A 10,913-nucleotide genomic window follows, 5' to 3' on the forward strand; every position below is an offset into this window, starting at 1 on the left:
GGATACCCGGACAGCATTTCCCCCGGGCCGGGCGGACCCAGCGGGTCCGCAGTTCAACCGGCCAACTGCCACTGCGCGGTCAGATCGGTGAGCAGATCCGGCAGGCGATTGAGCAGGCGACCCGCGGCGAGATCGCCCGCGAACGGCACCGACAGGACCTGCTGCGCGAGCCGCGGATCGGCCTGCATGCGCTCGTAGCACGGCACCAGATCACCGGTGATGTAGGTCCACCGCGGCTCGCGGTCGGCCCAGTTGAAATCGGGTAGTGGTGTCCGCAACGACATCATGCGTCCGTTCACCACGGCCGAGACCGTGGTCGGCGCGAAGCTGCCGGGCGCCCGCACACCGGGAACCGCCGGTTTGGCGGCGACGGTGCTGACATAGGTCATCACCCGTCCCATCGCGCCGCGTCCCTGGGCGGTTACATCCCACTGGTCGGCGATGATCTGGTTCTGCTCACGATCGGTCATCCGCACCAGCGCGTCGTTGTAGCCCGCGACGGTTCCGGACGCCAGCGAACGCCAGGCGCGCAGGGCGTTGTCGTCGAGGACTCCGGCCGCGTACATTTCCTCGATCGCGGGCAGTCCCTCGGCGATATAGGCCTCGTGCATGGGCACCTGATCCAGGAAGATGTGCTTTTGCATGATCATCAGCCGGGTTTGGAACCAGGCCAGGTCGTCGGCGGTGAGCCGGGGTCCCTCGGTGGCCAGCAGGCGGATATCCGAGGGCAGGACGGCGACGAGTTCCGGAGGCGTGCCGCGCAGCAGATCGGCGACCGCGCTACCGAGCTGATGGATGCCCGGCACGTCGAGAATCGTTGCCACATCACTCATATCGAAGAAGCCGGAGGCGAACGATCCGCCCGCCAGCCCGGCGAGCCCGGTCCAATAGAACTCCGGATGGGCCGTGGTCAGACGCAAATAGTTCACATAGACCTGGGTGAAGGTACGGGAGTTCGCGGCGACACCGCGCGCGGGGTCCCAGGCCGCGAGATCGATATCGGCGTTCCGGGTAGCCACGACCAGCCAGTACTGATGCAGCAATGCGGCATAGCGCACGGGCGGCACGCCGTCGGCGCGAGCCTGCTCCACGGCCGACCGTAGCTCGGAAAGATCCACGGGCAATGCGGGATTCAACCCGCCGGCGAAGTCACCCGCGCCGTTGACCACCGGGACGTCGAGGAAGCTCGGGAAGCCCGCTTCCGCGCGTACTGCCGGGACTAGGCCGCAGGCGACGACGAAACAGATCAACAACCCGGCCGCGCGGGCGAATAGCCGATTCGACCCCCGATGAAGGCTGTGCACCATGATGACCGATCCTCGAAATCCGTTGTCGGCGAATGTCGCCCCGATCACATCTCGAGCACAGTAGCAACTTGTTTCAGTCGCTGATCAATAAATTCGGCCAGCAGCTCGGCCGTCCGCCGGGCCCACGACCCGCGGTTATCGCGTCGCCGGAACCACCAGCGTGCGTCCGGCCACCACCTCTGCCCCGTGCAAACCGTTCAGCTCCACGATTCGAGCGACCGTATCGCGCACCGGTTCCCCGGGCGCCACGCGCTGCGCCACCGCCGTCAACGATTCCCCCGGCTGCACTTGCACCGTCTGCGTTGCCGCCGGCGCGTCCGGACTGCGCAGTTGCGCGATGCCGAGCAACCCGCAGACCGCCGCCGCGGTCAGCAGTGCCGTCACAGCCAGGGTTGCCAGCCCGATCCGCGCCTGTTCCAGTCGCCGAACCGGGTGCGGGCCGCGCTGCGGCTGAACCGCCGGCACCCGCTCGTAGCCGAGTTCTCCGATGGGACGTCGTTCTCCGGCGGGACGGCGCAGCCCGGCGGGGTGCCGGCGATCGATCCGGCGACCGCCGCGATGCACCGGCCGCGCGACGCGGCCGGACACCACGCCGACCGCGGGCACGTGACTGCCGAGCGAGCTGAATTCATCGACCGCGGTACGCATCTGACGACCTCCAGGAGTATGTGCTGTCCGAACGAAACACCGGGATATGGGAGTTGTGGCACCGAGCCCCACCGGCCGGATACCCGATTGTTCGATCATGTGTTCGATGAACTGATGTTCGAATTTCTACCACGCTGCGCCGACAAAGTCATCGGACTCGCCGACATACGTCGAACAGATGTTTGAAACCTGGCCGCGGTCGGACTACATTCGAACCACGCGATCCGGCGGCGCCGGCACAACCCGGCAGACGCCCGCCCCGGCAGAAGAAAAGACGAACGGAGGACGGCGAGCGTGAGCGAACGTACGGTGGTCGGACACGAGGAGGCGGCCGCGAGCGGCACGGTCTCCCCGGGCGGCGCCCCGGCGCCGGACGGTGACACCGAATCCCCCGGCACCGGCGCGGATCTCACCGTCCGCCAGCGCAAGGTGCTCCAGGTCATCCGGACCTCGGTGAACGAACGCGGCTACCCCCCGAGCATCCGCGAGATCGGTGATGCGGTCGGCTTGACCTCGACCTCGTCGGTCGCGCATCAGCTACGCGCGCTCGAGCGCAAGGGCTACCTCCGCCGCGACCCCAACCGGCCCCGCGCCGTCGACGTGCGCGGCCTCGACGAAACCGCGGTGCGGGCTGCCGGTGCGCCTCCCACGCTGCGCGCGGTGGCGACCGATGCCTCCGAGGCGACGCCGGCGCCGACCTACGTCCCGGTCCTCGGCCGGATCGCCGCCGGTGGGCCGATTCTGGCCGAACAGGCGGTGGAGGATGTCTTCCCGCTGCCCCGCGAACTGGTCGGCGAGGGTTCGCTGTTCCTGTTGAAGGTCGTCGGCGAGTCGATGGTCGATGCGGCCATCTGCGACGGCGACTGGGTCGTGGTGCGGCAGCAGAACGTAGCCGACAACGGCGATATCGTGGCGGCGATGATCGACGGCGAGGCCACGGTGAAGACTTTCAAGCGCACCGGTGACCACGTCTGGCTGATTCCGCACAACCCCCTCTTCGATCCGATCGACGGTAACGACGCCCAGATTCTGGGCAAGGTCGTCACGGTGATTCGCAAGATCTGACCGGGTGTGCGCCCGGATCAGCGGCGGAACCGAGCGCGCAACACCGGATCGTTCTCCCACCACAGCCCGCTGGGCGTCGCGGTCTCAACCGAATCCGCGGCGGCCGCGACCTGCCCGGCGGGCCGGGTTCGCTCCGATGCGGCCGCCGCTCGCGAATCACGCTCGGCCGCATCGAGTTCGGCATCCAGGCGCTCGGCGGTGCGTCGCTCGTCGGCCGCCCAGGAACGCATCAGGGTGAGCAGATACGGCAATCCGAGGACATCGCCGAGCACCCAGATGACGCCGGCGGCGATGATCTGATCCGTGCGCAGATCCGGCCCCCAGGTCCGCCCCACCTCGGTGTAGTAGCCCAGCGCGACCAGCGGTCCGAACCACAGCACGATGCCGAGTACGCCATCGGCCAGCGATTCGAAGACCGTGATCAACAGCGAGACCGCCTGCGAGTAGCGATGCGGCACCGGATCGGTCTGCAGTCGCGAATAGAAGTACAGGAATCCGATGGTCACCAGCAGCAACCGGGTGGCCGCGTCGACTGCGCCGTGCCGAAGCACTGCCTCGTACCACGGAGTCAGCACCACCAGCCACGGCGTGGCGAGGATGGCGATCGACGGGACCAGCGGATACGTCAGGATCCGCGCCGGGGCCGATCCGAGGACGCGATCCAGCCGCGCCCGGCCCGTCGGCCCCAGCCCGGAACGCAGCACAGCGACCGGACGGCCGGCTGCCAGGCCGAAGGGAACGACATACAGCAACAACAGGATCTGCAGGGCCCGGATCCAGAACAGCGTGCCCGAGTACACGCCGATGACGCTCACGCCGGTCAGCAACCAGACCCCGAGGCCCATCAGTCCGAAGGCCCAGGCGCGGCCCGGCGACTCCGCGGCGCCGTTGATCGCGCCGCGCCGGCGTGCCCGCGCATAGCCGATCGCCAGAGCCGCGGTCACCAGCACGGTCGAGGTGTCCCAGCGCCATTCCGCGATGACGGAGTGCACGGTCAGGGGCGTGTCGGTCCATCCCACGGCAGCAAGTATCCATGGGTGCCGGGGAGCCGTTCGGGCCGGTCGGCTCCGTTGTCCGCTTAGTTCCGATTATTACTTTCGTGGGCGTGACCTGCGCGGCGATGGGCGGGACCGTGCGATTGCGCGCAATGGGCATCGGGCGCCGCGCCGAGTTCGATGAGTTCGGGCTGGGCGTGATCGACCTGCAGCGTGGCGTGCTCGATATGGTGCGCGGCAGCCAGCCACTGCGCCAGACCCTCACGCACCGCGTGACAATCCTGCCCCGGCTCGACCAGCACGTGCGCCGACAACGCGGGCGAACCCGACGTGATCTCCCAGATGTGCAGGTCGTGCACCTCGACGACACCGTCTCGTGCGGCCATCCCGGCACCTACCGCCGCGGGGTCGATGTCGACCGGCGCGGCCTCGAGGAAGATCCGGCTCGCAGCCCGGACCAGGCCGAGACCGGCCTTCACCATGAGCGCCACCACCACCAGCGTCGCGATGGCGTCGGCACGGGCGAATCCGGTGGTCATGATGACGAGCCCGGCGACCGCGGTGGCGATGAACGCGTAGAGGTCGGTGAGGATGTGCTGGAAGGCCCCCTCCACGTTCAGGCTGCTGCGATTCGCGCGCGAAATCATCCAGGTGGCAGCGAGATTGACCACCACGCCGGCCAGGGCGGTCGCCAGCACCAGTCCGCCGGTGACGGCCGGCGGCTCGATGAGCCGGCGGATCGCCTCGTAGCCCAGCCACGCCGACAGCACCAGCAGCGTCAACCCGTTGGCCTGTGCGGAAAGAATCTCCACCCGCTTCCAGCCGAAGGTCATCCGTCCGGCCGGGGGGCGGGCAGCGAGCCGAATCGCCCACAGCGCCAAGGCGATCGATGCGGCGTCGGTGAGCATATGCGCGGCATCCGACAGCAGCGCGAGCGATCCGGCGAGCACACCTACCACCACCTCGGCGAGGAGGAAGACCACGATCACCGCGAGCGCACCGGCCAGCCAGCGGCGGTCGCTGTCCGGGGTGGCGTGCGCATGACTGTGCGCGTGACCCGAGCCGTGTGAATGTCCGGCGTCCATGCCGTGTGCTCCCTTCCGTCGCCGACGCTCGCAATCATATGCACACATCACTATGTATGCAATCGGTCCCTCGGCGCCGCCCCGCGGCGTCCCGAAGATAGTGCCCACTCCGCGGCCCGGTATGCGCTTATCCGCCCCCCGGGGCGTATCGGAACTACCGAACGGTGTCCGAAGACCGCGAGCATTCGCGATAACACATTGCGGAGCACACGCTATTTGCGGCATCCTTCGATTCTTTTCGGTATTCCGGGAACATTCACGATCGGAAACGCCCGAATAGCACCGGATTCACTACGGCCGGTCACACTAAGGTACGGTATAGACAATCCCAGTTGCTCCGTGTCAGTGCGAAAGGGCTCGATCATGGCCAAGAAAGTCACCGTCACACTCATCGATGATTACGACGGGAAGTCCAAAGCGGATGAGACCGTACAGTTCTCGATCGACGGTGTGGCGTATGAAATCGACCTCTCGACATTGAACGCCGGGAAGCTTCGGGGTGCGCTCGAACCGTGGACGGAAAAGGCTCGCAAGGTGGGCCGGTTGAAGGCCGGCGGCGGCGCCCGCGCGAAGTCCGCGGCGGACCGGGAGCAGACGGTGGCTATCCGGGAATGGGCCAAGAAACACGGCTATAACGTCTCCGCGCGCGGTCGCATTTCCTCCGAGATCGTCGCCGCGTATCACAAAGCCAGCAAGTAACCGGCATCCGATCTTTCCTCGAAAGATCACAGTGGCATCGCCACGGGCCCGCAGTATCCCGCGCACGCGTGATACTGCGGGCCCGCTCGGCACGGTAACCTGGTTCTCTGGTTCGGCGCCGCGCCGTACTCGCAAGTCGCTGGGAGTAGTTCCGAGGCGGGGTTGGTGTGCATGACAGGGGAATCCGGTTTCGGAGAGCTGGCACGACGATGGCGCATCGCGATCGCCGATACCGGTTTCGTCCCCATGTCCATGCGCGAACTGGACCAGTTGTTGCTCGATCTGCTGCACCAACTCAGAGCCGTGATCGAATCCGAACCGTTCGATGCCACGCCCGCGGCCGCCGTCGGCGCGGCTCTGGTCCGGGCCAATCTCACCGATCCGCAGGTTCTGGCCCGGTCCGCGCGCGCCTTGACCCCACTGTCTACCTCCTGGTTCCCGCCGGGCGACCGGGCGTTCGCCGCACTGGGCGAGCTGGCTCGCGGATATACCGAGGAATTGCTGGCGACTCGAGCGCGTCATCAGGAAATGTTGCACGCGGCGATGGCCGAGGCGCGCAATGCGGCCGAATCTCGATTCCGGGTGGTATTCGACAATGCCGCCGTCGCCATCGGGATCGGTGATACGGACGGCCGGATGGTGGATGTGAATCCGGCGCTGTCGTCGATGCTCGGTGTCAGTCGCGAGTATCTCCTGGACCGTGGGGTCGCCGAACTGATCCACCCGGACGACCGGTCGGAATTGCGCCGCCGGGTCCTCGGCGATCTGCTGGCCGCCGGTTCCGGCACGGTCCGGATGGAATTGCGCTACCCACGGCCCGAGGGTGTCGACGGCTGGGCGACCTGGGCGATCACCCTCGTCCCGGCGACCGGCGGACGGGCCGCCTATCTGCTCGTCGTCGGCGAGGACACGACCCAGCGCCGCGAATTGCAGGCCGAATTGCACCGCCAGGCCCGCCACGATCCACTGACCGGACTGCCGAACCGGCGGCAATTGGTCGAGGTGCTGTCCGCGATCATCGCCGAGGCCGGACCGCAGGATTGCGTCGGCTTGTGTTTCATCGACTTGGACGGCTTCAAATCCGTCAACGACACCTACGGGCACGGGGTCGGCGATCGCCTGCTGGCGTCGGTCGCGCAGCGGCTGTCCGCGAACATGTCCGCCATTCTGCTCGCGCGCGTCGGCGGCGACGAATTCGTGGCCCTCCTCGGTCCGCCCTGTGACACCGAACGGATCGGCGCGATCGCCGAGCAACTGTTGCACGCGCTGGCCGAACCGATTCCCGTCGACGGCCACGATCTGGTGATCTCCGCCTGCATCGGCGCGATCGTCACACCGGTGGCCGGAACCGATGCCGAACGACTGCTCGACGCCGCCGACGCCGGTCTGTACCGGGCCAAGGCGAGCGGCCGAAACCGCTGGGTCCTGCAGGCGACCGGACTTCCGGCCCGAGTACGCAACCTAGGATGAGCCCGTGCAACCTCTGTTACCCGACTGGGCGGCCGACGATATCGACCCCCAGATTCCGAGCCCGGCGCGGGTGTACGACTACCTCCTCGGCGGCTTCGCCAATTTCGAGGTCGATCGCGCCGTCGCCGCGCAGATGATCGAGATCATCCCCGAGATTCCGCGCACGGCCCGCGCCAACCGGGCCTTTCTGCAGCGTGCGGTGAACTTCCTCGCCGCCGCGGGTATCGACCAGTTCCTCGATCTGGGGTCCGGAATTCCGACCGCGGGCAACGTGCACGAGATCGCCCAGCGGGTGAGCCCGCACGCTCGGGTGGTCTATGTGGACATCGATCCGGTCGCCGTGACGATGAGCCGAAAACTGTTGGCGGACAACCCGTATGCCACCGCGGTGCACGGCGACTTCACCGATATCGACGGGGTGCTCGACCATCCGCAGGTCCGGGAACTGATCGACTTCCACCGGCCGGTGGCAGTGCTCATGGTCTCGATGCTGCATTTCATAGCCGACGACGACCTCGCGGCCACCGTGTTCGATCGGCTGCGCGAAACGATCGCTCCGGGTAGCTATCTGGCGCTGTCGCATCTGACCAGCGAGGGCCCACCCGAGCAGATGGACCGGATGCTGGCGGTGACCGAACGGGTCACCGGACGGGGCGACCGGTTGCGCACTCGCGCGGAGATCATGGAGTTGCTCGGCGACCTGGTTCTGGTCGAACCGGGCTTGGAGTATCTGGCTCGGTGGCGACCGGACCCGGACGAGCCGCCGGTCGAGGTCCGGCCCCTCGACGGCTACGCGGGCGTCGCGCGCAAGCAGTGAGCGAGCGCCGCCCGGCCGATTGACCGCCAACTCACAAGCCGTCACCGCTCGTGCCGGGAATTGTCACAAGGCTCCTTCTGTGCCCGATCGATCGCGGTTACAAAGGAGTTCCCGCCGGTGCGCTCGAAGGACCGGCCCGCGAGAAGTGTTACGAAGTTGGCTACCGAGGTTTTCGACACCGCTGTCGAGCTGCCGGTCCCCCGCAGTGCCGTCTGGGAGCTGCTGATCGACCCGCAGCTGTATCCGCGCATCTTCACCGGTATCGGCGCCTGCGAACGGCTGGAGACGATCGCCGGCAGGCCACTGTGGCACCTGCGCATCGGCACCGCCGATACCGAGATCCGGACCTTGTCGCTCGTGGTGCGCGTGGGCCGCCCGGGTGAGAGTCTCGAACTGTACTGCGCCGCGACCGGCAGTTTCGCATCGATGCGGCTGCGCGAGATCGACAGCGGCACGCGCCTGGTGGTGACCTGCTTCGCCGCCGGCCGAGTGCATCCGGTGGCCGCCCGGGCCTCGACGGCGGCCGTCCTCGCGTGGCTGGACGCGGGATTGCGCCGGCTGCGCGAATTGACCTCCGGTGCAGCCACTTCCGTGGTGGTGAATCGGGAGAACAGTCCGCTGCGCCGGCGAGCGGACGTGGCTCGCCACATCCTGGGTACCGGCGTGGTGCACACCGCCCGTCCGGACCGCAGCGTGGGGCAGCTGCGCGGCCTCGCCCGCTGGGGATTCAATCTGGCCGGCGGCTATGCGGCGGCCGCCGCCCACTCTCCCGACCGGATCGCGATCGTCGACGATCAACGCACCCGTACCTTCGCCGAGATCGACCGGCGCAGTACCGCACTCGCCGCCGGGATGGCGGGTTTGGGCCTGCGCAGCGGAGACGCGATCGGCCTGCTGGCACGCAACCACGCCGGCATGGTCGAAACCATGGTCGCGGCAGGCAAACTCGGAGTGGACACCGTCCTGTTGAACGCCGGGCTGTCGGCACGGCGGATCGAGGAAATCGTGCAGCGGCACCGGCTCGCGCACGTCTTCGTCGACGCCGAACTGGAGTCGCTGATCCACTATCTGCATTCCGACATCGCCCGCATCGCCACCGATGCCGGGCTGCCCGGACGCCTCACCATCGACGATCTGATCGAGCAGGCGGACAACGGTTTCGACAAACCGGCCCGGCCGGGACGGCTGATCGTCCTGACCTCCGGAACCAGTGGCACACCGAAGGGGGCGCGGCGGCCGCACGCGAAGGGTTTCGCCACGGTTGCCGCCCTGCTGTCGCGCATTCCGCTGCGGATGAACGACACCATGCTGATCCCGGCCCCGCTGTTCCACACCTGGGGCCTGGCCGCGTTGCAGCTGAGCACCGCCTTGCGTGCCACCGTCGTGCTGCCGGCTCAGTTCGACGCCCGGGACACACTGCGCCGGATCGCCGAGAACCGCGTCGGCACACTGATTCTGGTGCCGACCATGGTGCAGCGCATCCTGGATCTGCCGACCCATGTGCGGGCCCGGTACGACACCTCCAGCCTGCGTATCGCGGCCAGTTGCGGGGCGCCGCTGGCCGGGGCCACGGTCATCCGGTTCGCCGACTGCTACGGCGACATTCTGTACAACATCTACGGTTCCACCGAGGTGTCCTGGGCGACGATCGCCACCCCGGAAGACCTGCGCACCGCGCCGACGACGGCCGGGCGTCCACCGCTCGGCACGAAGATCGCCGTGTTGGGCCCGGATCGCACGCCGGTGCCGATCGGGGCCACCGGACGGATCTACGTCGGCAATCACATGTTGTTCGACGGCTACGTCAACTCCGCTCCGCCGGACGAGACCGACGGCATGCTCGATACCGGGGACCTGGGATATCTGGACGCCGACGGACGGCTGTTCATCGCCGGCCGCGACGACGAGATGATCATCTCCGGCGGCGAGAACGTCTTTCCCCGCCCCGTCGAGGAGGCGTTGTCGCATCTGCCGCAGATCACCGACGTCGCGGTGGTCGGCGTGCCCGACCGCGAATTCGGGCAGCGGCTGGCGGCGTTCATCGTCAAACGGGAGGGGTCCGGGCTGGATCCGGACATGATCCGCACCTATGTGCGCAATCGGCTCAGCCGCTTCTCGGTACCGCGCGATGTGACCTTCCTGTCGGCCCTGCCGCGCGGGGAGACCGGCAAGGTGCTCAAGCGATTACTCATCGGCGGACCCACCGAGCTGACCGGGCCGGGTCAACCGGCCGCCGGGTTGTGAGCGCTCACCAGGACATGCCGGGGTGAGCTCCTCATTCTCACGAGGATCGGCGAAAAACATCCGTCGGGGTCTCGTTACGGTTACGTTATAAAGGCAGTGCAGTAAACGGGCGGGGAAGGAAGTTTTCGCCGATGTCTGTTGCCACGCCGGGGCCCACTGCCGCGCCGGATCCCACTGCCGCGCCGACCCGCCCGAGCCTGACCATGTCCGGGCAATTGCTGTCGTCGCCGTTGAAGGATGTGTGGTCGCTGTCGCGGCACATGGTCGGCCACTTCGTCGAAAACGTCGCCCCCTGCGGCACCCTGCCCGGCGACGCCATCCACGGCGACATCACCACCATCACCCGCACCTGCCTCGAACTCGCCATCAGCCTCCTCGACGGCCGCGACATCCCCGAAAAAACCGAACGCCTCAAAGACGCCGCCGCCGCCTGGGCCCGCGAAGGCGTCCCCATCGACACCATCCACCACGCCATCCACGAAGGCTTCAAAATCGGCTTCGACCTCGTCGTCACCAACGCCACCACCAAAACCCGCACCAACCCCGCCAACAGCAACAGCAACAACGCCCGTGCCGGTGCCGG

Annotated in this window: 10 protein-coding genes; 6 read left to right on the forward strand and 4 right to left on the reverse strand. The window is 67.5% G+C overall.

The window, feature by feature from the left end; all coding sequences use genetic code 11:
• Nucleotides 1-53: 53 nt before the first annotated feature.
• Nucleotides 54-1,307, reverse strand: coding sequence for a hypothetical protein (locus ON37_RS15720; protein WP_040720317.1), 1,254 nt, complete (start codon nucleotides 1,305-1,307; stop codon nucleotides 54-56).
• A 135-nt stretch (nucleotides 1,308-1,442) separates the two neighbouring features.
• Entirely contained in the window at nucleotides 1,443-1,955 is a 513-nt protein-coding gene (locus ON37_RS15725; protein WP_051031639.1) for a LysM peptidoglycan-binding domain-containing protein, read from the reverse strand.
• A 429-nt stretch (nucleotides 1,956-2,384) separates the two neighbouring features.
• On the opposite strand from ON37_RS15725, the gene lexA reads away from it, so the two are divergent.
• Nucleotides 2,385-3,020 (forward strand): transcriptional repressor LexA, encoded by a 636-nt coding sequence (gene lexA / locus ON37_RS15730; protein WP_373282035.1) that lies wholly within the window; start codon nucleotides 2,385-2,387, stop codon nucleotides 3,018-3,020.
• Between the two features lie 17 nt (nucleotides 3,021-3,037).
• On the opposite strand, the gene ON37_RS15735 is transcribed toward lexA, so the two are convergent.
• Both ON37_RS15735 and ON37_RS15740 read right to left on the reverse strand, forming a co-directional pair.
• Nucleotides 3,038-4,039, reverse strand: a complete 1,002-nt coding sequence (locus ON37_RS15735; RefSeq protein ID WP_040720295.1) for a cytochrome c oxidase assembly protein — start codon at nucleotides 4,037-4,039, stop codon at nucleotides 3,038-3,040.
• 59 nt (nucleotides 4,040-4,098) lie between these two features.
• Nucleotides 4,099-5,100, reverse strand: a complete 1,002-nt coding sequence (locus ON37_RS15740; RefSeq protein ID WP_040720296.1) for a cation diffusion facilitator family transporter — start codon at nucleotides 5,098-5,100, stop codon at nucleotides 4,099-4,101.
• Between the two features lie 363 nt (nucleotides 5,101-5,463).
• Between ON37_RS15740 and ON37_RS15745 the strand changes: the two genes are divergently transcribed.
• From ON37_RS15745 to ON37_RS15765, 5 genes are all read left to right on the forward strand, one after another.
• On the forward strand, nucleotides 5,464-5,799 hold the full coding sequence (locus tag ON37_RS15745; protein ID WP_040720297.1) for a histone-like nucleoid-structuring protein Lsr2: 336 nt from the start codon (nucleotides 5,464-5,466) through the stop codon (nucleotides 5,797-5,799).
• Nucleotides 5,800-5,970: 171 nt separating this feature from the next.
• On the forward strand, nucleotides 5,971-7,269 hold the full coding sequence (locus tag ON37_RS15750; RefSeq protein ID WP_051031640.1) for a diguanylate cyclase domain-containing protein: 1,299 nt from the start codon (nucleotides 5,971-5,973) through the stop codon (nucleotides 7,267-7,269).
• Between the two features lie 4 nt (nucleotides 7,270-7,273).
• Nucleotides 7,274-8,086, forward strand: coding sequence for an SAM-dependent methyltransferase (locus tag ON37_RS15755; protein ID WP_051031641.1), 813 nt, complete (start codon nucleotides 7,274-7,276; stop codon nucleotides 8,084-8,086).
• Between the two features lie 156 nt (nucleotides 8,087-8,242).
• Nucleotides 8,243-10,330: an AMP-binding protein gene (locus tag ON37_RS15760; protein ID WP_040720298.1), complete on the forward strand. Its 2,088-nt coding sequence runs from the start codon at nucleotides 8,243-8,245 to the stop codon at nucleotides 10,328-10,330.
• 203 nt (nucleotides 10,331-10,533) lie between these two features.
• On the forward strand, nucleotides 10,534-10,913 hold a 380-nt coding region (locus tag ON37_RS15765), incomplete at its 3' end, for an RsbRD N-terminal domain-containing protein (RefSeq protein ID WP_040720299.1).

It is taken from the genome of Nocardia veterana NBRC 100344, assembly GCF_000308855.1.
GTDB classification, from domain to species: Bacteria; Actinomycetota; Actinomycetes; order Mycobacteriales; family Mycobacteriaceae; genus Nocardia; species Nocardia veterana.